We start from the raw sequence: 26,225 nt of genomic DNA, 5'->3' as shown, positions 1-26,225 counted from the left end.
TTCTCCTTTATATCATACCTGTATGACGACTGGATTTCTAAATATGATGCGTACTAAATACGATATCAAAAATAAAATCAGGCATTAAATGAGATTTAATGCCTGATGGGAAGTTTATAAGGTTATAGTGATAAAAGAACAGTAAGCTAAGCCGCTTTGGTCAGCTTATAAGTGCCCGTTTCATGCAATTCTGCTCGCCAGCCTTTTTTAATCACAATCGTGGTGGTGGGTTCTTGAATAAGCGCCGGCCCTGCAATCATTGCCCCTGCCCCAAACTCTTCACCATTATAGATAGGCGTATCAATCCATTCGTATTCTTGATCCATGATCATCTCACGGCTACCTACTTGCGCTTGACTGACATCACCTTGTTGCTTAGCAAGCTCTGGTAGCTTGGGCTTACTGATTTTACCGATGACAGCGACTTCGATATTGACCAGCTCGACCTTGTTGTCACACTCATCATAAGTATAAAGCTCTTTATGACGGTGATGGAAGGCTTCCAAAATCGTTTGCACGCTATCGGTATTAAGCTTGCCATTGGGTATCAGCACATTACACTCATGCACCTGCCCGACGTAACGCATCTCCATAGTACGCTCAATGATGATATCATCTTCTACAAAGCCATCTTCTAGCAGCTTTTGTACGCCTAGGCTTTCTAGCTCGTGTAAGGTGGCATTAAGCGACTGTAGCTCTGAATCTGGCGCAATAATCATCATCTGCGTGGCAAGATAGTTATATTTAATATCAGAGATGATTTGACCAAAGGCGCAGAGACATGAGGCAATCTTTGGTATCAAGATAGTACCAATCCCCATCTCTTCTGCCAAATCAACAATATGCATGCCACCTGCGCCGCCGGCACAGATAAGGGCAAAGTCGCGAGGGTCATAGCCTTTTTCAATGGTAATACGGCGAATCCCATTTGCCATGTTTTGATTGACGATGGCACTGATACCAAAGGCGGCATGTGCCAATTCAATCTTTAATGGATCGGCGATATGTTTTTGTACCGCTTGCAGCGCTTTGTCTTTATCCAAAGTCACGCAGCCGCCTAGCACCGCATCTGGCTCAAGATAGCCTAACACCAGATTGGCATCGGTGACCGTTGGCAACTCACCGCCTTTACCATAAGAAGCTGGACCTGGGGTCGCGCCAGCACTTTGCGGCCCTACCTCTAACATACCAAAATTATTCACATGACCAATAGAGCCGCCGCCTGCGCCCAGCGTTTCGACATGAATCATCGGCACGCCAATACGATTGCGTAAAAAATCAATATCACGGTTTAGGCTGGTTCGGCCAGATTTGGCCATCGTGATGTCAAAAGACGTACCGCCCATATCAACGGTGATAATGTTATCAATGCCAAAGGCGCTGGCAATATACAGTCCTGCTTGCGGTGCTGATGCCGGTCCTGAGTTGATGGCATTAACCGCCCGTTCGCGCATGATGTTACCGACCGCAAGCCCGCCATTCGACTGAAAGTAACGAACAGGCTGCTCAGCGCCGAGCGCCTTAAAGTAATCATCAATCTTATGTACATAAGATGCCATAACGGGGCTTAAATAGGCATTGACCAATGTCGTTGAGGTACGCGTATATTCCTTAATCTGCGGATATACTTCACTACCGCAGCAGACAAACACCCCCGGCATGTGCTGCTCAATCAGCTCTTTGGCACGCTGTTCGTGCTCGGTATTACGGATAGACCACACAAAAGAGATGGCAACCGCTTGCACGTCTTGCTGTTTTAACACTTCAATCGCATCGAGGATATCTTGCTCATTTAACGGCTCGTGTTCGCTGCCGTCTGCTAAGATACGACCACGGATAGGAAAGCGGCGGTCACGCGTGGCAATCTGCGGCGCTGGCGGGTAACTGGCATCGTAGCGGTGCCCTTCTTCTTTGTGCCCTAAGCGTATCTCGATACTGTCTTCATGTCCTTTGGTACATAGCAAGCCTACTTTCACACCTGTCATCTGAATCAGCGCATTTAGGGCGACGGTCGTACCATTAATACACAAGTCACAGGTTTGAATGATGTCCTCGATAGGACGGTTAAATTTTTTGGCAATTTGCTGGAGACCATTGGCAATGGCTAGGGTGCCATCCTCTGGGGTTGATGGTGCTTTAAACAGATGAATATCACCGGTTTTTTCTGCCAAGACAAAATCTGTAAAAGTCCCGCCAGCATCAACGCCAATACGAAAATCGTTGTTCATAAGTCATCCTTAACTCAATCATGAAAGTTCAATGTGTGTTTTATGCGGTTATCTGGCGGCGTAAGTACTCAGTCTCAGCTTCATTGAGCGCCAGAGTTTCTGGGTCAAGTACCACGCCGTATTCAATCTTTGCCGCAGCAATTGAGATAATTCTTTCTTTTACATCCTTGATGACCGCTTGAATATCGCGATCAAATGAGCTGCCGTAGCCGCCGCCACCCGGATTGATATTGCGCGCGCGTTCACCCGGCGTGATTTCCGTAACAGTGTTTTTTCTATATAAGTCCGTTTGCCCGTCTTTATGTAGTATCTCTAGACGCCCAACTTTTAGCTCAGGTGAGATTTGTTCTGCGCCGCCGGCGCCCATAGTAGGATGCTGACGACCTTCGCCAAAGGCAATAACCGTCATAGTATGGTCTAATGGCTCAACTTCCCAAACCGTACCACAGCCGCCGCGGTACTCGCCTGCGCCGCCACTGTCTTCTGCCAAGCCATACTTATGAATTAAGATAGGATACTGGTACTCTAACAGCTCAATATCTCCCGAGCTTAACGCCCCAAAGCAGCTTAATGGTCCACAAGCATGCCAGCCATCCATTTGTTGTGTAGCACCTGCGCCTGAAATAATAGACGCTAGAATCATGGTGACGTATTGCTCGCCAGTTTTTGGGTCGATACCAGCGATATTAATCCCTGAAGAATGCCCCCAAGAGGCGGTAACGCGCTCAGGTGCCGCTGCTTCAAATGCCATACGTACCGCATCGGTTAAGGTTTCCATCGGCGTGGTCGTACAGTTGACGTGCGGCGCCGGTTCTTTGGCATTACATAAAGTGCCATGCTCACCCAGATCAACGGTCACACAGCGGTATAAGCCTTCGTTATACGGCGGCTCTACTTGGGCAAACATCATTAGCCCAAGCAATACTCCTGACATCGAGTTACCAGCATAAGAGTTGATAAAATAAGGGACTTGCGGCGGACTGGTGATTTTAATATGTACATCGCTGTCTTTGATGACAATGTCGGCGCTGATGGTCATATCACCCAAGCCATGACCTGAGTCTTCTAATACCGCCTCGCCATGATAATCGCCATCTGGGATAGAGGAGATTAATGAGCGCATATGGTGGTCAGCCATGTTCTTTAGCTCTTCAATCGCGCCGCGCACCGTTTCAACACCGTATTTGTCTAGCAGCGCAATCATATTACGCTCGCCGACCGCGCACGCGCCGTACTGGGCATTGAGATCGCCTTCTTGATTACGGCGTGAGCGCATATTGCTGTGCAGCAAATTAATGACGTCATGGCGTTTGACGCCTTTTTCCCAAAGCTTAATGGGCGGAATGCGTAAGCCTTCGGCATATATCTCTTTGGCATCAGGGTTATAGCCGGCTGGTACAGGGCCACCGATATCAGTGACATGACCTTTACAGACCGTCCAAAAGACCAGCTCACCTTTATAAAACACCGGCTTATACATACAGCAATCTAGGATATGGCTGCCCATCATCACAGGGTCGTTATGATAAATGACATCGCCTTCATGAATGTCATCACCATAATATTCGGCGACGGCTTTCATGGCGGGCATCAGTGAGCCTAAATGAATGGGAATGTCTTGCCCTTGCAAAATCATCTCAGGCAAATGATCAAACAGCGCATTACTATAGTCATGAGCTAAGTTAAAGACACTCGAACGAGCGGTTTTTTCTAAGGTGGTTGTCATCTCACGCTGCGCCGTTTCTAGGGCGCCACGTACGACAGACAAGGTAATGGGATCTATAGAAGGGTGAGCGTTGCTCATAAAAGACTCCTTGTCGAGAAATTTGGGTCAGAACAAGCGCATTTATATAGGCGAAATAAAAGAATATTCCGGTCTATATGACCATTTATCCTTACCTTTCAGCGTGCGCTTTATCTGGCTTATCATCTATCCTAATGATCAAGCTTTTTCACTATAGCGAGGTTTTGGTCAAATAGATGGACTGTGCGTGCAGAGTTTTTGACTGTGAGTGTACAGATGTAACGATAAATAGCCTGTTTTCATCTTTATCATAGTGGGATATAAAGCGTTCAGAATAGAAAAAGAGCAATGCCTCATATGTGAGGCACTGCTCTTTTTGTCTATTCTTACTAACTCTATAGGAAGCTATAAGTTATTTACTACTATACGTGAGCAGACTTCCTGCCTAGACCTATCTTCACATTAGCCAATACCAGTCCAGATAAGATAAGCATCATCGCTAGCATCTTCCACCATGTGACCACCTCTCCTGTAAACAACACTGAAGTCGCCATCCCAAACACGGGCACCAGTAAGGCAAATGGCATTACCTTAGAGGCGATATTTTGGCTAAGCAGATGCGCCCAAAGTCCAAAGCCAATCAGGGTTGAAACATAGACGATAAATCCAAGCGATAACCAAGACTTGAAAGACGCTTGCGTAAATGTCGCAAGCGTCCATGCTTCATTTTCAAATAGCAGAGAAGTTAAAGTCAAAATTACACAAGCAATCAGACCGCCCCATACGACTAGTGATAGCGCTGACAGGGCCGATGTTTTATTTGAAGCTTTGTTGCTATTTGCAGGCGAGGTAGTAGAAATATTACCAATACTTTGCTGCGTTGAGGCCTGTTTTGAAGCAATATTACCAAAGCTCCAGCCTATAGCCGCAATCAATATGCAGATAAAGCCAATCAAGGGCATATCACCGCCGAGATTTAGCGCAATCACACCCAGCCCTAGTACACCGACCAACATACCGATAATCTGCATGCGACTCACCGCTTCACCTAATATGATATACGCCAGCAAGACGGTGATGAAAATCTGAACTTGTAATAATAACGCCGTCAACCCTGCCGAAGCGCCTAAATGCATGGCGGTAAATACAAAGGCATATTGCATGACAAAGGTGCCGATAGCATAAATAAATAGTGTACGGTTGAACTTAGGCGGTTTAAGGAACAAAACCAACGGCACGGCAGTAAAGAAAAAACGTAACGCGGTTAGCATCAGTGGCGGAAAGCTTTCAAGCGCCCAGGCAATAAAGGTAAAGTTCACGCCCCATATAAAGGTAACCAATACGGCTAAAGCAATGTGGATTGGGGTCATGTGCCTATCCTAGAGGGTTTTTAAAGTCAATGGCGTCAGGCTGGCGTGTTGGCATATTGGTCTGTCCTGATAATGATATCGATGAGGTAATGCGTATTAAAACCTGAAAAATCCAAACACGCCAGCATTTAGTTAAGTGCTATCACCCCACCACCAGCCGCATCATTTGCGTACTGATATAACCGCCAAAAGTACCCACGGCATAGCCTAAAATACCCAAGAACACGCCAACTGGCGCCAGTGACGGGTGAAATGCCGTAGCGACAATCGGTGCTGATGACGCGCCGCCAGTATTGGCATTAGAACCAACTGCCAAAAAGAAGAATGGCGCACGAATCATTCTAGCAACCGCAAAAACAATCACAACGTGAATACTCATCCATAACAGACCAATGAGTAGTAAGCGCCATTGCGAGACAATGCCCGCTAGATTGATTTGCATACCAATAGCCGCGATTAAGACAAAGATAAAGACCGTACCGATTTTGGAGGCGCCAACATGGTCAAGGCGGCGGATTTTGGTAAAGGAGAAAACTACCCCTATTAAGGTAATAATCACCACCATCCAAAAGAATGAGCTGGCAAAGCTATATTGCACTGCCCAACTATAAGGTGCAAAGAAGCCTGCTATTTGCCCACCTGCGAAATGCGCCACCCCGACCATGGCAAAACACAAGCCAAACATCACCATCAAATCATTGATAGTGGCAGGACGCGCATGGTCTCGCTCATAGCTTTCCACCGCAGCAATCACTTTATCAATACTACTGCTGTCCGCCCGTAAAAACTTATCTATCTTCGCGCTGTGCTTGGCCATGACCAAAATCGCCAATAGCCATAATGAGGCGTTGGTGGTATCGACCAAAATCATCATGCCAAATAAATCATCACTGACGCCAAACAGCTCTTTCATCGCCGCTTGGTTTGCTGCCCCGCCAATCCAGCTACCCGCGACCGCTGAAAACCCGCGCCATAAGGTATCGTCGGTAAACATATCAGGTGATATCCATTTGGCAATGCCTAAGCTAATCGGCCCACTAATAACAATGGCAATACTAGCCGCAAAAAACATCGCAATGGCTTTCCAGCCTAAACCTAATATTTTTGGCACATCCATCGACAAGGTCATCAATAGCAAACTGGCTGGCAACAGATAGGTGGCGGTAAAGCCATAAATCTGCGAACCAATGCCATAAGCAAAGACACCCAAGCTATTTAGGGTTGCAGGAATAAAGCAGCACAATACAATACCCGGCAGTACGGCATAAAAGCGGCGCCAAAACTTGCCAGGCAGCCCTTGCGTATAAAACACCAAACCAATAATAGCCATGATAATGCCAAAGGCTAACGGCAGATTATCAATGGCTAAATGAGAAATATCGGGCATCAGACAGCTCCGCAGCACACGATGATTAAAAGCATGTCAGTATAGACAAGGCGAAAAAGACGCGCAAGCAACGATATAGCATTGTTGACTTTTTATTAGTGAAACATACAAGTATTTTGACGCACAAAAAAGCCAGACAACAAGTATCTGGCTTTTTAATATGACGCTATATGATTAATAATGACATTTATTTAAGCCATTATTAACCATTCATTATAACGTTATTACGAGTTTCTACCACGGTTGCCGCCTGTTGGACGACCTTGGCCGCGGCTGTCAGAGCGATTCGCTGGGCGACCTTGGCTGCCACTTGGACGACCGCGACCGGTTGCAGCGCGATCGCCGCGTGGTGCGCTGGTACCGTCACCACGGCTAGGCGCGCCTGTGCGTTTGCCTTGATAGGGTTTGCCACCTGAGCGCTCACTTGGCTTGCCTTGATAACCGCTGTCATTGCTGGCACGTTGACCAGTCGGCGCGCTGTCGCTTGAGCGACCACGGCCTTGACCATTGCCGCCGCCGTTTGAACGACCTGCATAACCGCCTGCTGAACGACCACGACCTTGACCACCGCCGTTAGAGCGTCCGCGACCACGGCCACGACCATTACCTTTGTTTTCGCTCGGTACATAAGTCTTCTTAGGTTCCATACCTTCGATAACACAGACTTCCATTTTGCGATCTAAGTAACGATTGATAGCGTTTAGCTGTGGACGATCATCCATGCTACATAAGCTGATAGCAATACCAGTACGACCAGCACGGCCACAACGACCGATACGGTGGACGTAATCTTCGGTTTGACGTGGCAAGTCATAGTTAATAACGTGTGAGATCGCTGGTACATCAAGACCGCGAGCAGCAACGTCGGTCGCTACTAGGATTTTAACCTTGCCATTACGTAAGTCTTGTACGATACGGTTACGCTTGCTCTGCGGCAAATCGCCATGTAGGAAACTGGCTTTATGACCCGCTTCTTGCAGCTGTTTGGCCAATTTTTCTGTACTACGTTTGGTCGCTGCAAAGATAATGATTTGTTCCATATCTTTGTCACAAACAACTTTATCAAGCAAACGGTTTTTGTGATCAAAATCATCACAGTAGTATACTTTTTCTTCGATATGCGCCGATTCAACTTTGATTGAAACGCGCTCAGGATTTTTGGTGAAGCTCGCCGCAATCTTGCCAACAGGGCCATCCCAAGTCGCTGAACACATAATCGTTTGACGATTATCAGGTGCCGCTTTCAAGATATCGTTGATATCATCAGCAAAACCCATGTCTAGCATACGGTCAGCTTCGTCAAGTACCAACACTTCAAGGTTTGATAAATCAACGCGACCGGCTTTGATATGGTCAAGTAAACGACCAGGCGTCGCAACAATCACTTGAACGCCTTTTCTTAGCGCAGTAATCTGACCGTTGTACGGTGCGCCGCCGACTAATGGCACACAGAACAGACCGCGCATGTCTTTTGAATAGGTACGAACGCTGTCATGTACTTGCTGAGCAAGCTCACGCGTTGGCGTTAAGATAAGGGCTTTGGTTAATTTGTCAAAGCTAGTGGCACGGCTTAAACGGTCAAGTACTGGGATAACAAATGCCGCAGTTTTACCACTACCGGTTTGCGCTGACAATAATAAGTCGCGACCCGCTAGAGCAAAAGGAATGGCTTGTTCTTGAATAGGTGTTGGGTTGGTATAGCCAACGCGGTCAAGCGCGGTCAAAATTGGCTTGGCAATATCAAGGTCGCTAAAAGTGATTTTATTTTCTTCAGCAGCGTCAGTAGTAGCCGCTTGATTATTGGTATCAGCAGTTGCAGTGGTGTTTGGGGTATCAGTGCTGTCGATGATGCCGTTTTCAGCGGCGATAGCAGATAAGATGTCAGTCATAGTAATCCTTGGTAAGTATAAGCTGCTGTAAATTCAGCAAGCTTGATGCATACCACTGATAACCGTTCATCACGCCGCATTTATAAAATTATTGTCTCACCTTAAAAGGCTTAACAATCAAAAGCCAAGCCATAAAGCTTGTCAATATTATAAAGGCGTTCGTGCTGTCTGACGTATTTTGGTGGTAGTGCCGAGTGTCTTATCCTTGTTTGCTAAAAGCGCATTATCAATGCTTTGTCCAAAGCAGATAAAGGCTGGTAACAACCAATCTAACCGATATAGCGGTCAGTAGATAAGATATGAGTCAAAAATAACGGATTTTTCACTATTAATAGAAAAGGTTATTTAAGTACACAAAATCATCGGCAACAATTACTTATGGTCATCCTAGACCCAAAATCGCAGGCGATGTTATCAATCTCATAATTCACGCTAGTCTATGCTAACGTGGCGACGCAGTATAGCACAACATTAGCGCAAACAGTACCTATTTTTCTGTTCATGGTAAAAATAGGTCATATCTCAAACAATTTAGGCTAAAAAGCCGCTGCGCCAGTCTTTAATACAGCCGCTTCAACGCTTTTATCTTTAATACAATAATTTCTAACATACGCGCTATTAACGCGACATTTTCACTTCCGTCACATAGGTTGGCAATTGCCAAGCGCCGCCCGCCTCTATCAGCCGGCACATACCTGTGGTGCTTTCATGACTTTTCTCAAACGCTCTGCCTGTCCAGATCCACTCACTTTTAGTTAGGCAGTCCCCAAGCCCGCGGCCTTTTTGCACCGAGGTTATTTTACCATCGCTATAATCGGTCGCGCTTGTCGTCACCAAGCTCGGCTTATAAGGCTTAGTGTCATTGAATACCCAAACACCCGTACCCGTGTTATAAGCGCCCGTCCAACAATCATGCTGGGCGAGCAGCTGCTTACTGTTTAAACGGCTGACGCGCCACGCTGTCTTATCCGCTAAGTTTGGACATTCAGTGTTGACATCTTTCATGGTGGTTTTCATCATCTCTGCCAACTGCGATGAGCGCATGGCAAATTTTTTCTTACTACTAGAGAGGGCGTTAGGATTAGGAGTGACCAGTCGTAATGAAGGAGCGGCTTGCGGCGACAAGATGCCGCTATTAGATTTACTGGTGTTATTGCTAATAAAAGCGCTTGAGGTCCCTACCCGGCCTTGAGCCTCATCGGCTTTGAGCATCACGGCACTGGCCCCTTTATCCGATAACTGCCAGCGCGTGTTGCGAATCACCAGCTCAATTTTGCTCGATTTGGTCAAGGCATCAAGCAGCGCACTCACCTGCGCTGAGGTTAGCTCGGCATGACCTGCGGCTACTGAGTAAGGCTTGGTTTCTCCATAATCTCTATCATTAATAAACAGTGAGATACGATGGCGATTACCAAGCTGCATCAGCGCTTTAGCAGAGCTTTCTTTAGCGCCGCCAAGCTTTACTTTGCCGTCGACGGTAGCATTTGCTCCTGCGCGGCGTACCAATAATAAAGACACAGGTAAATCGCTATTATTCTCCGCTTGGTAACCTGCCAACCGGCAAGTACGCGTATTGTCGCAAGCGACTTCCCAATCTTGATTACTAAAGCTTACAGGCGTGGCAGCCTGCGTCACGGAACTCAATAAAGCGGCGCTAAGGGCAGCAAATAACGGTAATATCATTTTTTTTGTCATGAATAAAGGCAACTTTTTTATTTTTATCGAAATGTTTTTTCTATGCGGGTTGTTTTTGCTAGGAGCATTGTCTATTAGCAGACTACATGCGCGATGGGATTGACGAGTGAATGGTAAAGGTAGAAAAACCATCTCGTTGAATAGATATAGTGGTATAGGCTGAGTTTTATTATTCTTCATAGTCATTACTCATTAATAGAAGAAATATCAACACCTGCCCAAGAAGGCGGTGGCTGCTATTTTAACGTACTAATGTTTCTATCTGTTATACTAATGTACCATTATGTAAAGACGAAAGTATAGTCAAAAAGCGATATATTGATAAATATATTTGGAATATCGAATATCGAATATTGAAAAAGCAAAAGGTTAACAAGCAATGGCTTATTAACCTTTTTATGAAAACTTATGTTCTGCTACGACTATTTAAATATAAACTGATAAAGTTAAATCTTTAAACAATAGGCTTTAATTCTAAATCTACGGCGCGTTTTACCGCTGGACGGTCGGCGATTTTTTGTGCCCAACGTTTGATGTTTTTGTAATCATCTACTTGTAAAAATTCTGCCGCATCATAAAGCTTGCCAAGCACCAGCTGACCGTACCACGCCCAGATAATCATATCAGCGATATTATAGTCCGCCTCATCATTACCGCACATATACTCGTGGTCTTTGAGGTGCTTATCTAGCACATCAAGCTGGCGTTTGGTCTCCATCGTATAGCGATTGATAGGATACTCTAGCGGTTCGGGCGCATAGGCGTAGAAATGCCCAAAACCGCCACCTAAAAACGGCGCACTACCCATCTGCCACATCAGCCAAGACAGACAATCTGCGCGCGCTTTACCTTGCTGCATCGGGATAAATTTGCCAAACTTTTCCGCTAAATATAATAAAATAGCCCCCGACTCAAAAAGCGCAATAGGCTCGCCAGCATTTTTATCATTTAAAGCATCAGTATAATCAACCAGCGCCGGGATTTTAGAATTGGGGTTGATAGCGACAAACCCTGAGCCAAATTGATCGCCCGCAGAGATATCTATTTTGTAGGCGTCGTACTCAGCGCCTTTAACATTCAGCTCGGCAAGCTCCTCTAACAAGATATTTACCTTGACGCCATTCGGGGTATTTAGTGAATACAGCTGTAAAGGTGCATCGCCGACCGGTAATTTTTGCTCATGGCGCGCGCCAGCTGTTGGGCGATTGATACTGGCGAACTTACCACCATTTTCGCTGTCGTTTTTCCATACTTTAGGCGGCGTATAGGCTTTGGTATGGTTGTTTTGAGTGTCATTATTTTCGTCATTGTTTGATTGATGATTGTCACTACTCATAATAATTCCTATTTTTTTTTTGTATAAAACAGAGCCAAAGCGAGACTGAGGCGGCAAAAGATTTATATTAGTCTCACGTCGTCCTATATGATAATTCTACTATAGCAAATCTTTAGTTAAAGCCCTGTCTTGTAACCCATTTTTAAAAGTAACGAGCACGAGTATCAAAGCGTTTGAGAACACACTTCTTATGAATGAGCTTACACCGTTACTTTGCTACTCTTTAACTCATAGGCGGTTATTTTTATACTAGCCCAACTTAACAGCTTTTTAAAGATAGGCTTAACAACAGAAGTCAAAAGACATGGTGATGACAATATGGTAACCCTAACCCCAACGCAAGATAAATACCTACCCTATGTCTTGGCGGTGGCGCTATTTATGCAGATTTTAGATGCTACCATCTTAAACACCTCTTTGCCGCAAATGGCGCAAGCCCTTGGCGAGTCACCATTAAAAATGCAGTGGGCGGTTATTAGCTATGCGCTAACCTTGGCGATTTTTATTCCTATAAGCGGCTTTTTGGCTGATAAATATGGCACGCGGCGGGTGTTTTTATATGCTGTAATCATCTTTTGTATCGGCTCACTATTGTGTGCCGCCTCCCCAACGTTGAATTTATTGATTGGTTCGCGCGTCATCCAAGGTATTGGCGGCGCGATGATGACCCCTGTGGCGCGTCTCATATTGGTCAAATCTTATCCGCGTAATAAGCTATTAACCGTGATGAACTTTGCGGTGATACCCGCGTTAATCGCGCCCCTAGTTGGACCAGTATTGGGCGGTTATATCGTGCAATATACCAGCTGGCATTGGATATTTCTCATCAATATCCCGATGGGAATATTTGGTTTTATCATGGGTAAAAAGCTGGTACCTGCTTTGTTTGAGGACACCAAGCGTTTAGACTGGACGGGTTTTGCTTTATTTGCTGCCGCCGCTTGCGGATTTACTTTGGCGGTCGAGTTTGGCTCACAGACTGGGCGTGGGTTTTACGGTTTGCTACTCGCACTCGGCGCTAGTATCTTGATAGGCGCGTATGTGTGGCATGCCAAACGCCGTGCAGCGCCATTATTTCCACTAAGTTTATTTAATATTCGCACTTTTCGTATCGGTATTACTGGCAACTTATTCACCCGTTTAGGCATCAGCGCCGTGCCTTTTTTATTGCCGCTATTACTACAGGTGGTGTTTGAATACTCACCGTCACAAGCGGGTTGGCTGCTTGCACCTATTGCCGTTGGTGCAATCGGTATTAAGCCTTGGGTCAGTAAAATTATTCAGCGTTTTAGCTACCGCAAGGTGTTGGTGGCCAATACCTTTTTGATAGGCCTGCTTATTATTGTCTTAGCGCAGTTTAATGATGCGGCAAATTGGATTTGGTTTATCCCTATTTTGACCGTCATGGGTGCCTGTAATTCCATGCAGTTTAGTGCCATGAATACCATTACTATCGGTGATTTAGAGGGCGCGCAGACCAGTAGCGGTAACAGCTTAATGGCGGTCAATCAGCAATTGGCGATTAGCTTTGGCATCGCTTTTGGGGCGGCGGTCTTGAATCTACTGCGGGAACGCTTCGAGCTTGATACCTTGGTCGCCTTTCAGACCACCTATTGGATACTGGGTATTTTAACCATCCTTTCAGGTTTATACTTTTTACGCCTCAAACCTGAAGACGGTCGTGGCTTATATTAAGTTATTGGTATTGAAAGATACTTATCTCTAAAAGTAACAAACATTAAAAAAGCATTAAATATAAAAACGCCAGCGTAACCTAAAATCAGTTAATCTAAAACTTATCTTAGGATACGCTGGCAAGTAACGGCAATTCTTATAACTTTAAGGCGTGTGGTCATCATCCATTTGTGACTGAATATAATTTTCAATGCCAACGTCTTTAATCAAGTCCTCTTGGGTTTCAAGCCAGTCTTGATACTCTTCATTGCCATCTTTTAGGATAACCAATAAATGACGCGAGACATAGTCATGCTTGCTCTCGCACAAGGTAATTGCATCAGTTATGATAGAAAATTTCTGCTTTTCTAAGCGCAAGTTGCAGTCAATCATTTCAGGCACATCTTCTGCGATGAACATTTTGCCGTAATCTTGCAGGTTTGGCAGACCACCTAACAATAAAATACGCGCAATAAGATCATCTGACCATTTCATCTCTGCAATAGATTGCTTATAGAAATTTTCGTTTAATGCCTCTAAACCCCAATGGCGTGCGATACGGGCGTGCAAAAAGTACTGATTGATGGCTATCAATGACTGACCGAGCACTTGATTGAGTGCGCGAATAACTTCTTTATCCCCTTTCATGCGGTTCTCCCTGTCTTGCTTACTGATTTTATTAATGTTAATAATAACGCTAGTTAAAAGTGCTTAGTTAATAAAATACTAAACAATATCAGGAGACACTTCTGCCATCTGACTTTGTAAATAATTGGGTAGACCAATCATGTCAATCAGGCGCAGCTGCTGCTCTAACCAATGAGCGTGGTCTTCTTCGGTGTCTTTTAGCTGCTCAACCAACATCTCACGCGTCACATAGTCATGCTCTGCTTCACAAAGCGCAATACCGTCTTTTAGATGCTGCTGTACTTGATATTCTAAGTCCAGGTCCAATTGCAGCATTTCAGGTACCGTTGCGCCAATATTAATCTCATTGACGCGCATCTTCGGCGTACCGCTTAACATCAAGATACGGCGGATAATCGCCTGCGCGTGCTGCGTTTCATCTTGCATCTCATGGTGGATACGGTCGTATAATTTACCGTAATGCCATTCTGCATACATCTCAGAATGAATGAAGTACTGATCACGAGCCGCAAGCTCGCCACCTAATAAAAAATTTAAATAATCAATGACCTTTTGGCTGCCTATCATGATTCATACTCCTATGTTTTTATTTACCTAACAATACATTCATAATAATAGATATAGTTAAAGTACCATTCGTAAACTAATCAGTAAAGATTAAAACCCATCAAACGTCTTACAAAGTTAGGCAGATATAGTAGCATAGGCACGCCGTAGCGCTTGTAACGATATGAACTAAGAATAAGATGCTAATTGAGAATTATAATTAACTCGCTTACACCAATAGCGTTTAGCGAGTAATCTTAAGAGACCATCTATAAAGGCAAACAGAGATAAGGGATAGCCGCACTAGCCTTTTGAGTTACTTATCGTCTTTTATGGTGATGGCTTTTAACCATAAACAACCCTAAAAAGACGATTTGAACGCGGATAAAGGCGAATTGGCGGCTAAAACACTACAGATAGAGGGAAAGCAGAAACGTGATTTGAACGGATTGGCAATAGAAGTGGAAACAGGCAAATACTTAAGCTGTCTCTTAAACTGCGTAGGCCAACGCATCAAGCTTGGCATGATGTTCGTCAAGAAAGTCGTTGACCATAGGTTCGCAGCAGCCACAGCACGTCGCTACATCAAGGGTGTCTTTTAACCCCTCTAATGTGTCAATGCCTGAAGCAATGGCAGCTTTGATTTGTTTATCTTTGACGTCGTTACAGATACATACGTACATGTGCGGCTCCTACTATGAATATCTAGCTGGTTATGCTTTATAATAACGATAATTATTACCATTTACAATAGTGTTTGGTATATTTATCCGTCATATTAGGTACGGCTAAAAGATATATTACCCTAACTTTATCCATGTAACTGAATACAGTCTTAGGTGTAACCACAAAGTACCAAAGGTAGTAAAATAGCGACGAACTGTAAATCTGCTCATTTTTTAATCGATTTTACCGTTAACTGCTGTTATATTGACCCCCTATTAACTAAATCTATATTGGAATTGTTCTATGTCTAATAATAATTCTACGATACAGCCGCTTGAGTTATTTAAAGTCTTGTCTGACCCAACGCGCTTAAAGATTTTTCAAATCTTATTTAACAAAGAGTCGCGCTGTGTTGGTGAATTGGTAGAAATACTCGATCAGCCGCAGCCGACTATCTCGCGCCACTTAAATCATTTGAAAAAACTGGGCATTTTAAGCTGTGTTCGTGATGGGACGTGGATGTGGTATGAGGTGTCTGATGATTTGCCAGAATGGTGCCAAGATATTTTAGAAATCACCTATAAGCAAATATCAACTAAAGACATCAATATGCCAAAGCCTGCTTAATGTCAAAAAAAGCAGATTGAGAAAGTCTAACGACAAATAATTGAGCACATAAAAAAGACCTATCATTGATAGGTCTTTTTTGTTTTTAAGCGTTGTTTTAAAATACGCCCTTAATATAAATACGCCTTTGAGCCTAAATTAGACTAGGTCTAAAAAATCACTGACAAAGGCGTTTGCTGGCTGGTGAATCAGCTCCTCTGACGTCCCTACTTGCTCGACGCGGCCCTGATTCATCACCACAATCTCATCCGATACCGCCCGCGCCTCTTCTTGGTCATGGGTTACCATAATGCTCGTAATACCCAGCTCGTGGTGGATATTTTTTAGCCAAGTGCGCAGCTCTTTACGGACTTTGGCATCTAGCGCGCCAAACGGCTCATCGAGTAATAATAGTTTTGGCTTTACTGCCAAGGCTCGTGCCAGCGCGATACGCTGACGCTGACCACCTGATAATTGATGCGGGTAGGCATTGGCAACTTGCGGCAGCTGTACTAGGTCTAGCAATTCAGCAACGCGCTTATTGATATCCGCTTTACTCGGACGCTCATTCTTCGGTAGCAAGGTTAAGCCAAAGCCGACATTATCGGCGATGTTTTTATGGCGAAATAACGCATAGTGCTGAAACATAAAACCAATATGGCGCTTTTGCACCGGCGTATTGGTGACATCGAGCTCATCAAATAATATTTGCCCAGAGTCCGCATATTCTAAACCTGCAATGATACGCAGCAAGGTGGTTTTACCGCAGCCTGACGGACCAAGCAACGTCGTCAACTTGCCTGTTGGCACGGTTATATTGATATCATCTAAGGCGGTAAAGTTACCAAATTTTTTATTAACGTTGCGAATCTCGATACTCATAATGGGTTCTCTTATTATATTTTTGGCTTAGCAGATGCCTTTAATGCTGATAGATTTGTAAAATAGCGCTTATAAATTGCCTGTGCTTTTTGCTAAAGTGGCATCTGTATCCTGCGCTTTCTTAGCACCTTTAGTGTTTGACGTATTGCTAGCATTGCCAGCGTTGTGAGCGTTGGCACTCACTGGCAATTCAGGCGCACTTGCTAGACGCTCAGACTTGGCGAATTTGCGCTCTTGCAGCTTGGTCATCACTTGTTGTATCAATAGCGTTAACAGCGCCAAGGCAGCCAGTAAACTAGACAAGGCAAAGGCGGCAGTAAAGTTATAATCGTTATAAGCAATCTCAACCAATAGTGGCATGGTGTTGGTTTCGCCGCGGATATGACCAGATACCACGCTTACTGCGCCAAACTCGCCCATCGCGCGCGCATTGGTCAAAATCAAACCATACAGTAGCGCCCATTTGATATTGGGCAGTGTCACATGCCAAAAGGTCTGCCAACCGCTAGCGCCTAAGGTTAAAGCTGCTTGCTCTTCACTATCACCTTGGGTCTGCATCAGAGGAATTAGCTCACGGGCGACAAATGGAAAGGTCACAAATAACGTCGCTAAAATAATTCCTGGTACGGCATAAATCACCTGAAAGCCCATGCTCTCAAGCCAGTCGCCAATGCTAGAGTTTAGACCAAATAGCAGCACAAACATCAAACCTGCCACCACCGGAGATACCGAAAACGGTAAATCAAGCAAGGTGGTCACCAGCTGCTTACCTTTAAACTGATAACGGGTCACTAGCCAAGCTATTGCAATACCCATCACCATATTAATCGGCAACACGATAGCGGCAGTAATTAAAGTTAGCTTAATTGCCTGCAAAGCTTCAGGGTCAACCAGTGAAGCAATATACAACTGCCAACCGTTTTTAAAGGCTTCATAGAACACTGCTAAAAGTGGCACCACCAACATCGCCACCATAAACAACACAGCGATACCAATAAAAGTACGGCGTATCCACGGCGTGTCTTTGGTCGCTGGATTGCTTTGGTAGTCGTAGCTATTAGAGATTTGCATTAGCGGGCTCCTACACGGCGCGACAGCTTCCACTGTACGATATTAATGGTCAATAAAATCACAAACGAAATCAGTAGCATAAAGAGTGCGACAGCGGATGCGCCTTGCACATCAAACTGCTCAAGCTTACTAATAATGATTAAAGGTAAAATCTCAGACTGCATCGGAATATTACCAGCAATAAAAATCACCGAGCCATACTCGCCAGTGGCGCGGGCAAACATCATGCCAGCGCCCATCAGTAAAGCCGGCAATAGCTCTGGCAAAATTACCTTACGAAAGGTCGTAAATCGATTGGCACCCAATACCGCCGCCGCTTCTTCGAATTCAACGGACAATTCTGCAAGCACTGGCTGCACCGCACGGACGATAAACGGGAAGCTGACGACCACTAAAGCGAGCCAAATACCGAGCGGCGTAAAGGCCACTTGAATATCAAATTTGGCAAACCATTGGCCGATTAAACCATTGGGGGCATAAAGGGTCGCAAGCGAGATACCGGTAACGGCTGTCGGTAGTGCGAATGGCAAATCAACCAAGGCATTAATCAACGACTTACCCCAAAACTCATAACGTACCAGCACCCAAGCGACCAGCGTACCAAACACCATATTGGTGAGCATCGCCAAAAACGACATCCATAAACTGAGTTTGATAGCAGCAGTGACTTGCGGCTGGGTAATGGTTTCCCAAAAACCCGTCCAGCCCATCTGTGTCGTGGTATAGGCCATCATGGCAAACGGTAGCACCACCAGTAACGATAAGCTAAAGACGGTGATGCCCATGCTTAGTCCAAACCCTGGTAGCACATTGCGTTGACGCAAGCGCGTCAGCCACCCTTTCTTGATGGGTTTGCTGGCAGGAGAAGTTGTTGCACTCATAGTGATGTCCTATTGCCTAACTGCTGGCGCTTATTTGCTGCTTGTAAGCACCACGTGCTATCAGATGTATTTATTAGGGGTCTGTGTAAGCGATAAAGGACATAGCGTGGGTAGCCATGTCCTTTAGGTGCTTGGACGTTACGGTAAAACTGACTATTCAAACGTTATTTAAGAAAATTTATAAATGGCGCAATCAGTCAGCGTACTAGCGGCTTACTTTGGCGCATTAACGGCCAATTGATCAAATACGCCGCCATCGCTAAAGTAAGTGCTCATGATTTCATCCCACGTACCAAAGGCATCGTTTGGACGGAAAGTATCGATAGGTGGCAATTTATCGCTGTTTTTATCAAGCACACTCTTCACGCTTGGGCGCAAGTATAAGTTAGCGGCCAATTGCTGTGCAGGCTCGCTCCATAAGTAATCAAGATAGGCTTTTGCCGCATCGGTGGTGCCCTTTTTGTCAGTCACGGTTTTCACAACAGCGACTGGGCTCTCAGACTTGATAGAGTATTTTGGATAAACAATATCGACTTGCCCTGCACCAAAATCTTTGGCGGCCAAGTTGGCTTCATTTTCAAAGGTGACCAAGACATCACCGATACCACGCTGAACAAACGTCGTCGTCGCTGCACGTCCGCCATTCTCATAGACTTTGACGTTTTTCAGCATGTCTTTGACGTAGTTTTTGGCCTTAGTTTCATCTTTATTAAAGGCATGCAAACCATAACCATAAGCGCCTAAGAAGGCATAACGACCATTACCCGTGACTTTTGGATTGGCCATGACAATCTCAACGCCTTCTTTGGTCAAATCTTGCCAATCATTAATACCTTTTGGATTGTCTTTACGCACCAAAAATACGATAGTACTGGTGAAAGGTACGGCGTTGTCTGGGAATTTGCTTTCCCAATCAGCCTCAACCAAGCCTTTTTCCTCAAGTAATTCGATATCAGAGCCTTGGTTCATGGTCGCCACATCGGCTTGTAAACCATTAGCCACCGACAGGGCTTGCTTACTTGAGCCGCCGTGCGATTGCTTGATTAAGATATTGCTGTTAGGATTCTCGCTTTTATAGTGCTCAACGAATAATGGGTTGTAGTCTTTATAAAAATCACGTGCCACATCATAAGAGACGTTTAGCAGTTCGATGTTTTGTCCTTCTGCGGCAGCTGGCGTGCCTTCTGCATTAGCAGTCGTTTCTGTCTTTTCGTTATTGCTACAGCCCGCAAGACCCAAGGTCAATGCAACGCCTGCAATGCTCAAGACGTTAAGTGTTTTACTTCTTTGTTGATAGCCTGCTGCGTCTTTCATAAATCCCTCAAAGGTGTCTGTTAGATGATATTTATTAAATGATGCAAGTATGCTAACAGCGCCAGCTTATTATGTTTAATGATGAATATGCGTATGTTATTGCCAAAATGGAATAATGAAGTAATAGTGATTAAAATACAGCCTTATCAAGCACTTAAACGAGCAATCTCTTAAATAGCCTTTACACTTGTATTATTTGCTAATAAAAATTGCTTATAACTATTCAAAACTCTGCTCTACTTCGCTTTCGCTAACTGATCAAAACGCCCGCCATCGACAAAGAACGTCGCCATGATACTGTCCCAATCGCCAAATACCGTCACAGGCTCAAAGGTTGCAATTTCAGGTAAGGTCTTGCTGTGTGCGGCAAGCACCTTGGCATTACTAGGGCGCATATACATCTGTGCCATCAGCTCTTGTGCGGGCGTCGACCATAGGCCTGTTAAATAGTCATTTGCCGCGGCGGTGGTGCCTTTTTTATCGGTTACGGTTTTAACGACAGCCACAGGGTTGGCAATCACAATAGAGTAACTTGGATACACGATATCGACCTGACCTTTGGCAAACTGCTTAGCAGCCAGATGCGCTTCGTTTTCGGTGGTGATTAAAACATCACCAAGACCGCGCTGGGTAAAGGTCGTGGTGGCAGCGCGCGCGCCATTGTCATAGGTGACGACGTTTGCCAGTAGTTTTTTGATAAAAGTATTGGTTTTGGCGGGGCTTTGCACCTTTTCTTTAAAATGATGTAAGCCATAGCCATAAGCGCCCAAAAAGGCATAACGCGCCGTGCCACTGGTCTTGGGATTTGGCAATACTACGGCAATATTGTCACGGGCTAAGTCTGACCAATCTTTGATACCTTTTGGGTTGCCCGCACGAACTAGGAGTACCATAGTACTGGTATAAGGCACGGCATTGTTTGGCAACGCCTGCTGCCAATCGCTAGCAACCAAGCCTTTTTCAACCAGCAAATTCATATCGCTTTCTTGGTTTAAAGTAACGACGTCTGCCTGCAAGCCATTGGCAACCGCTAGCGCTTGTTTGCTCGATCCGCCGTGCGATTGGTTGATATTCACCTTGATACTTGGGTGTTTTTGCTGATAATTTGCATTAAACAACGGGTTGTAGTCTTTATAAAAGTCGCGTGACACATCATAAGACACATTTAATAAATCAATATTTTTTGCCTCATTGGCGGTGTCATTTTGGTTGGCTTCGGTAGGGTTGCAGCCTGTGATCAGTACCGCCGCTGCGAGCATAATACCAAGACCAAAACTGCTGGCAAGATTGACGGTAAAACTAAAGCGATTGGTGAGCGCTGTGCCGATAATTTTAGGTTGAATGGCGAAAGGAGCACGCGCATTGATATGCTTGTGAGATATTTTTTGACCGCTCTTTTTATTTGGCTGCATATTCGCTCTCGATAGGAACGTTGTTCTCTAATAAGTTTTCTCTAATGAATAGGAACGTTGTTCTTTAATAATAGGGATAAAAACCTTGCGTTTCGAAATTCGGTTCTATGGATAATGAGCAATATGTTAACAGCCTGTGAGACAATTGCTTAGTGACAAATACGCTTATCGAGTTATTAACTTGGCATAAGTAATTTTATTAGTTATTCTAAAGCGCTTGTTTTTCCTCGGTATTTTTGTAGTTTTGTGATAAGCAGACACTTTTGAGTAAGTTACGGTATTGCTTAGGCTCTAGACGAGCCTTTATAGAGTCGATATTATCCCTTAGCTTGTTGTATATCAGGCGACGTACTGATAAAACTTAGCTCATCCGCTTTCACTTATTTCCTGTTTACTAACCCCTTTATTAAAGGTAATGCAATGATCAAGTCTCCACCTCGTTATGCCTGTCACTCACGCTTTTTTGTTGGTATTTTAACGACCTCTATCGCTTTATTGGCCTTAAGTGGCTGTAATAGCGTAACGCCAAGCGTTAATAACCAAACGATTCAGCAACCAAACGCTGCTGTCACACCAGCGGTGCAGACGGTCGTTGGCGATTACGCCTCTGACGGTTATGCCAAGCGTGCCCAAGGCTATGATTGGGTGGGTGTGATGATAAGAGCTGACGGCGCAGACAATGGCGAGCAAATTGATATTAAGGTGCGAGCGCGTGGTGATGTGAAAAAACCAACTTGTCACTTCGATGGTAAAGCGACATTAATGGGACAAGACGAGGCGCACGGTGTCATTTTTCAAACTAAGGTCAATGACAGTACCGCCTTTTTCCAGTTTAAGGATGATGCGTTGACCATTGATAGCCAAGATAAGTACGCGCTGAATTATTTTTGTTCGGGTGGAGCCTCATTCGTTGGCGAGTATCAAAAGCTTGAGGGTGATTTAGCGCTCAATTAATAGTTTTAATTGCCTATTTTAGATAATAAAATGAGATGATAAAAAAGGTGCCAGATAGTTACTCTGACACCTTTTTTCTTGCGCATTATCTTCTTTAAATATTAAGGTTCTTATACTGCAGAGGCACCGACCAACTTCACCTCAGCACGCTCCTCTTTTGCGATACCGGCGTAGTAGTCACGCAAAATTTCTAGCACTTCAGGACGGCTAAAGTTCTCTGGTACATCGAGGTCTTCTGATAGCGCTTTACGTAGCTTGGTGCCTGATACTTTGACATGCTCAGATGCTTCATGCGGGCAGGTTTTATCAGAAGCCATGGCATTACAAGCATTACACCAAAACGTCCAGCCAATTTTTAACGGCTGGGTAATCAAGTCATCTTTACCAACATATTCAAAGATGGTTTGCGCATCAAACGCGCCATAATAATCACCGACGCCCGCATGGTCACGACCAACAATCAGATGACTACAGCCGTAGTTTTGGCGGAATACCGCATGTAGTAGCGCCTCGCGTGGTCCAGCATAACGCATATCGAGCGGATACCCAGCTTGGATAACAGTGTCTGCTCTAAAGTAATTATCAATCAAGGTCTTGATAGCTTCTTGACGCACTTCGGCTGGGATGTCGCCCGGTTTTAGCGCGCCGAGTAGTGAATGAATCAATACGCCGTCGCAAATCTCGATAGCAATCTTGGCAAGGTATTCGTGCGAGCGGTGCATTGGATTACGCGTTTGGAAGGCAGCAACCGTTTTCCAGCCTTTGGCATCCAAAATAGCGCGAGTTTCAGCAGGCGTCTTATAAATCTCTGGGTATAAGGTTGGGAACTCACCTTCGCTTAGTACTTCAACACTACCTGCGATGTTTACCTCACCTTGGTTAAGTACTTGCTGTACGCCCGGATGCTCGCTGTCCGTAGTGGTAAAGACTTGCTGACACTCATGGGCTTTATCGATGGTATAAGTCTCTTCTACCGTCAAAATACCCATAATCTCGCCATCTTTCGCAACCAATGCGACTTTATCACCTTGGTTTAGGCTGTCGGCGGTTGCTTTTGGCGCTGATAAGGTAATAGGAATCGGCCAAAACAAGCCAGCGTTGATCCCACTTTGCAATCGCATATTATCCACCACGCCTTGCCAATCTGCCTGATTCATAAAACCATTTAACGGGGTAAAGCCGCCAATCCCAAGCATAATCAAATCGCCACGCTCACGAGAGCTTAAGGTAATCGTCGGCAACGTGCTGGCAAGCTTTAATGCTTGCTTGCGCGCCTCACCTTTTAATAGTAATGGTTTTAGCTCGCTGCTGCCGTGCGGCGGAACAAGTTTTGAGGAAGAGGGATTGGTAGATGTCATTTTTAAAACCTTAATAATGAAATTGAGAGATAGTTGGTCAGGAGAATGAGCGCTTAAATTTGATAAACATAGGCTACCTAACTTTGGTTATGAAAATTTATGCTGTGTTTGGATATGGATATGTCTTAAAGGAATTTATGTTTATAGATTTAAGCTTATATGATGTGACTCTGAATTGTTTACCTTGCGATTGGCAATACAAGCGATCACACGCAGATCATTTTCGTCGCGGCTTTTTAAGTTAAAAACAAAATTGAGATTACGTCATGTATCAATATAATTACGCTGACCAAACCTTGGTAGAGGAACGAGTCGCCCAGTTTCGCGACCAAACCGAGCGGTTTTTGGCAGGTGAGCTGCCAGAAGAGCAGTTTTTACCGCTGCGTTTACAAAACGGGCTGTATATCCAGCGCTACGCACCGATGCTACGTATAGCCGTGCCTTATGGCTTGCTGGCAACCTATCAATTACGCAAATTGGCTGAGATTACTCGTAAATATGATAAAGGTTACGGCCACTTTACCACGCGTACCAATATGCAGCTGAACTGGCCAAAACTTGAAGAAGTGCCAGATATTTTGGCCGAATTGGCATCGGTGCAAATGCACTCGATCCAAACCTCGGGCAACTGTATCCGTAATACCACCACCGACCCTTATGCGGGTATTCATAAGGAAGAAATCGCCGATCCGCGTCCTTATTGCGAGATTATTCGCCAGTGGTCAACCTTTCATCCGGAGTTTGCTTTTTTACCGCGTAAATTTAAGATTGCCGTGATTGGAACGGCAAAAGACCGCGCGGCGACGCAAGTCCACGATATTGGTCTACATTTAAAGAAAAATGACGCAGGCGAGCTTGGCTTTGAGGTGATTGTCGGGGGCGGACTTGGACGTACGCCAGTGATTGGCAAAACCATCAATACATTTTTACCGCGCCAGCATCTGCTCAGCTATTTAGATGCTATTTTGCGTGTCTATAATCTGCATGGTCGCCGCGACAATAAATTCAAAGCGCGTATCAAGATATTGGTCGATAGCATGGGCGGCCCTGCGTTTGCCAAATTGGTCGATGCTGAATGGGAAGCCAATATCAAAGATGGGCCGTTGACCTTGACCGATGCCAACTTTGACAAGGCCAGCAGCTATTTTACCGAGCCTGATTACTTAAGTTTTGATGCGCTACAAGTGCAGTCGGACTTGCAGCAGCAACTAGAGGCTGATAAAGACTTTGCCAATTGGTATCAGCAAAATACCGTGGCGCATAAAATCGCAGGCTACCGCGCGGTGGTCATTTCGTTAAAAGCAGGCTTGGTCGACGGACGCTACGTACCGTCAGGTGATATTACTGAGTCGCAAATGGACGCCCTCGCCGACCTCGCTGATGAACATAGCTTTGGCGAGCTGCGCGGCACTTATCAGCAAAATCTGGTCTTTGCCGATGTACAAACCAACCGCTTGTACGAATTATGGCAGCAGCTGGCGGCGCTACATTTGGCTCGTCCAAATATCAATACCCTAACCGATATGATCGTCTGTCCAGGCTGGGATTTTTGCTCGCTTGCCAATGCCACAACCCACAATATCGCTGAGCAAATCGAAAAGCAGTTTGATGATCTTGACTACCTTTATGACTTAGGTGAGATTCGCCTCAATATGTCTGGCTGTATGAATGCCTGCGCCCATCACCATACCGGCGATATCGGTATCCTTGGGGTCGATAAAAAAGGCGAATACTGGTATCAAATCAGCCTCGGCGGTAACTCTAGCAACGACGCCAAACTCGGTAAGATATTGGGCAAGGCTGTACCAACCGATGCCGTAGCGACAACGATACAAAAGATAATCGACGTCTACCTTGAGCAGCGCGTCAGTAATGACAATGATGTCGAAGGCTTTGGCGACTTAGTTGACCGTATTGGTATTGCTCCTTTTAAGGAGAAGGTCTATGGCTAATCACCATGTGTTCAATAGCGATGGCACCGATATCAGTGAGACTGACACTTGGCTTGCGCTTAGCACCAATGAGCTACCAGACGGCATTGCACTCACTCATATATCACTGCTAGAGCTGCTGCAAAAACAAGAAAAACTCGAAGTCGTTTTACCGCTTGCTGATTTATTAGATGCTAAAGGCAATATTGCAGGCGGACTACTATTACAAGTACGTGAATTGTTAGCCGAGCATATCAGCCGTACTGGTGTCTGGGTGACATCCGATAGCGATACCGAGGTGCTGACGCGTATTCCAGAGTTTTTATTACAGCAAGATTTGATTGTGATTCACGTCCCCGCTTTCACGGACGGACGTGGTTTTAGTTACGCCCAAACCTTACGCCAAATGGGCTATCGAGGCGAGATTCGTATGGCTGGCAAGTTTGGCCGCGATCAAATCGCCTATCTGCTACGCGCAGGCGCCGACAGTTTTGTGATAAGCGCGCATGATTTGCACTCTATCTCTGATATCAGTCAAGCATTTAATGCGCTTGCCAGTAGTTATGACGGTCGTAACGCCGCCGACCTACCGATGTTTGCTGGTGCTTAATATTCATATTCACCACCTTACTT

At 45.1% G+C, this 26,225-nt stretch carries 21 protein-coding genes; 5 read left to right on the top strand and 16 right to left on the bottom strand.

Annotation, left to right across the window (positions count from 1 at the left end; translation table 11 throughout):
- Positions 1-146: 146 nt before the first annotated feature.
- The 7 genes from capA to yghU all read right to left on the bottom strand — a co-directional run bounded on the left by capA (position 147) and on the right by yghU (position 11,649).
- Positions 147-2,228: a caprolactamase subunit alpha gene (capA, locus tag IQ457_RS04375; protein WP_200662220.1), complete on the bottom strand. Its 2,082-nt coding sequence runs from the start codon at positions 2,226-2,228 to the stop codon at positions 147-149.
- Positions 2,229-2,268: 40 nt separating this feature from the next.
- Positions 2,269-4,032: a caprolactamase subunit beta gene (capB, locus tag IQ457_RS04370; RefSeq protein WP_200662219.1), complete on the bottom strand. Its 1,764-nt coding sequence runs from the start codon at positions 4,030-4,032 to the stop codon at positions 2,269-2,271.
- 362 nt (positions 4,033-4,394) lie between these two features.
- The gene (locus IQ457_RS04365; protein ID WP_200662218.1) at positions 4,395-5,342 is read right to left on the bottom strand and encodes an EamA family transporter; all 948 of its coding nucleotides are present in this window, start codon (positions 5,340-5,342) and stop codon (positions 4,395-4,397) included.
- 142 nt (positions 5,343-5,484) lie between these two features.
- Positions 5,485-6,729, bottom strand: a complete 1,245-nt coding sequence (locus IQ457_RS04360) for a DUF819 family protein (protein WP_200662217.1) — start codon at positions 6,727-6,729, stop codon at positions 5,485-5,487.
- Positions 6,730-6,953: 224 nt separating this feature from the next.
- Positions 6,954-8,618: a DEAD/DEAH box helicase gene (locus IQ457_RS04355; RefSeq protein ID WP_191689842.1), complete on the bottom strand. Its 1,665-nt coding sequence runs from the start codon at positions 8,616-8,618 to the stop codon at positions 6,954-6,956.
- Between the two features lie 618 nt (positions 8,619-9,236).
- Positions 9,237-10,313 (bottom strand): DUF1176 domain-containing protein, encoded by a 1,077-nt coding sequence (locus tag IQ457_RS04350; RefSeq protein ID WP_242465349.1) that lies wholly within the window; start codon positions 10,311-10,313, stop codon positions 9,237-9,239.
- A 454-nt stretch (positions 10,314-10,767) separates the two neighbouring features.
- Positions 10,768-11,649 (bottom strand): glutathione-dependent disulfide-bond oxidoreductase, encoded by an 882-nt coding sequence (yghU, locus tag IQ457_RS04345; RefSeq protein ID WP_144296173.1) that lies wholly within the window; start codon positions 11,647-11,649, stop codon positions 10,768-10,770.
- Between the two features lie 318 nt (positions 11,650-11,967).
- Between yghU and IQ457_RS04340 the strand changes: the two genes are divergently transcribed.
- Positions 11,968-13,344 (top strand): DHA2 family efflux MFS transporter permease subunit, encoded by a 1,377-nt coding sequence (locus IQ457_RS04340; protein ID WP_068405478.1) that lies wholly within the window; start codon positions 11,968-11,970, stop codon positions 13,342-13,344.
- Between the two features lie 144 nt (positions 13,345-13,488).
- Here IQ457_RS04340 and bfr (IQ457_RS04335) read toward each other — a convergent pair whose 3' ends face one another.
- The 3 genes from bfr (IQ457_RS04335) to IQ457_RS04325 all read right to left on the bottom strand — a co-directional run bounded on the left by bfr (IQ457_RS04335) (position 13,489) and on the right by IQ457_RS04325 (position 15,200).
- A complete protein-coding gene (bfr, locus tag IQ457_RS04335; protein ID WP_102076432.1) occupies positions 13,489-13,971 on the bottom strand; it encodes a bacterioferritin in 483 nt (160 codons plus the stop codon).
- Positions 13,972-14,049: 78 nt separating this feature from the next.
- On the bottom strand, positions 14,050-14,538 hold the full coding sequence (bfr, locus tag IQ457_RS04330) for a bacterioferritin (RefSeq protein ID WP_200662216.1): 489 nt from the start codon (positions 14,536-14,538) through the stop codon (positions 14,050-14,052).
- A gap of 470 nt (positions 14,539-15,008) precedes the next feature.
- Positions 15,009-15,200 carry a (2Fe-2S)-binding protein gene (locus IQ457_RS04325; protein WP_068405488.1) on the bottom strand — a complete coding sequence of 64 codons (192 nt, stop codon included), beginning with the start codon at positions 15,198-15,200 and terminating at the stop codon, positions 15,009-15,011.
- Between the two features lie 286 nt (positions 15,201-15,486).
- Here IQ457_RS04325 and IQ457_RS04320 point away from each other — a divergent pair, with 286 nt between their 5' ends.
- A complete protein-coding gene (locus IQ457_RS04320; RefSeq protein ID WP_068405491.1) occupies positions 15,487-15,810 on the top strand; it encodes an ArsR/SmtB family transcription factor in 324 nt (107 codons plus the stop codon).
- A 138-nt stretch (positions 15,811-15,948) separates the two neighbouring features.
- Here the strand turns inward: IQ457_RS04320 and IQ457_RS04315 are convergent, their stop codons facing one another.
- The 5 genes from IQ457_RS04315 to IQ457_RS04295 all read right to left on the bottom strand — a co-directional run bounded on the left by IQ457_RS04315 (position 15,949) and on the right by IQ457_RS04295 (position 21,196).
- Positions 15,949-16,671: a sulfate/molybdate ABC transporter ATP-binding protein gene (locus IQ457_RS04315; protein ID WP_082894303.1), complete on the bottom strand. Its 723-nt coding sequence runs from the start codon at positions 16,669-16,671 to the stop codon at positions 15,949-15,951.
- A 69-nt stretch (positions 16,672-16,740) separates the two neighbouring features.
- Complete coding sequence (gene cysW, locus IQ457_RS04310) at positions 16,741-17,742, bottom strand: sulfate ABC transporter permease subunit CysW (RefSeq protein WP_200662215.1); 1,002 nt, start codon at positions 17,740-17,742, stop codon at positions 16,741-16,743.
- The gene (gene cysT / locus IQ457_RS04305; protein ID WP_144296177.1) at positions 17,742-18,623 is read right to left on the bottom strand and encodes a sulfate ABC transporter permease subunit CysT; all 882 of its coding nucleotides are present in this window, start codon (positions 18,621-18,623) and stop codon (positions 17,742-17,744) included. Before cysT ends, cysW begins: the two co-directional genes overlap by 1 nt.
- A 213-nt stretch (positions 18,624-18,836) precedes the next feature.
- Positions 18,837-19,937, bottom strand: a complete 1,101-nt coding sequence (locus tag IQ457_RS04300) for a sulfate ABC transporter substrate-binding protein (RefSeq protein WP_200662214.1) — start codon at positions 19,935-19,937, stop codon at positions 18,837-18,839.
- Positions 19,938-20,173: 236 nt separating this feature from the next.
- The gene (locus tag IQ457_RS04295; protein WP_200662281.1) at positions 20,174-21,196 is read right to left on the bottom strand and encodes a sulfate ABC transporter substrate-binding protein; all 1,023 of its coding nucleotides are present in this window, start codon (positions 21,194-21,196) and stop codon (positions 20,174-20,176) included.
- A gap of 573 nt (positions 21,197-21,769) precedes the next feature.
- Between IQ457_RS04295 and IQ457_RS04290 the strand changes: the two genes are divergently transcribed.
- Positions 21,770-22,303 (top strand): hypothetical protein, encoded by a 534-nt coding sequence (locus tag IQ457_RS04290; RefSeq protein ID WP_200662213.1) that lies wholly within the window; start codon positions 21,770-21,772, stop codon positions 22,301-22,303.
- 110 nt (positions 22,304-22,413) lie between these two features.
- On the opposite strand, the gene sat is transcribed toward IQ457_RS04290, so the two are convergent.
- Positions 22,414-23,661, bottom strand: a complete 1,248-nt coding sequence (gene sat, locus IQ457_RS04285; protein ID WP_200662212.1) for a sulfate adenylyltransferase — start codon at positions 23,659-23,661, stop codon at positions 22,414-22,416.
- A gap of 266 nt (positions 23,662-23,927) precedes the next feature.
- Between sat and IQ457_RS04280 the strand changes: the two genes are divergently transcribed.
- Together IQ457_RS04280 and IQ457_RS04275 are read left to right on the top strand one after the other, a co-directional pair.
- Positions 23,928-25,613, top strand: coding sequence for a nitrite/sulfite reductase (locus IQ457_RS04280; RefSeq protein ID WP_193030465.1), 1,686 nt, complete (start codon positions 23,928-23,930; stop codon positions 25,611-25,613).
- Positions 25,606-26,202, top strand: coding sequence for a DUF934 domain-containing protein (locus IQ457_RS04275; RefSeq protein WP_200662211.1), 597 nt, complete (start codon positions 25,606-25,608; stop codon positions 26,200-26,202). The genes IQ457_RS04280 and IQ457_RS04275 overlap by 8 nt, the downstream gene beginning before the upstream one ends.
- The last annotated feature ends 23 nt before the right edge of the window (positions 26,203-26,225 follow it).

This window comes from Psychrobacter sp. M9-54-1 (genome assembly GCF_016613355.1).
Classification (GTDB): domain Bacteria; phylum Pseudomonadota; class Gammaproteobacteria; order Pseudomonadales; family Moraxellaceae; genus Psychrobacter; species Psychrobacter faecalis.
Note: the sequence above shows the minus strand (reverse complement) of the source record. Positions and strands in the feature narration are given on the sequence as shown.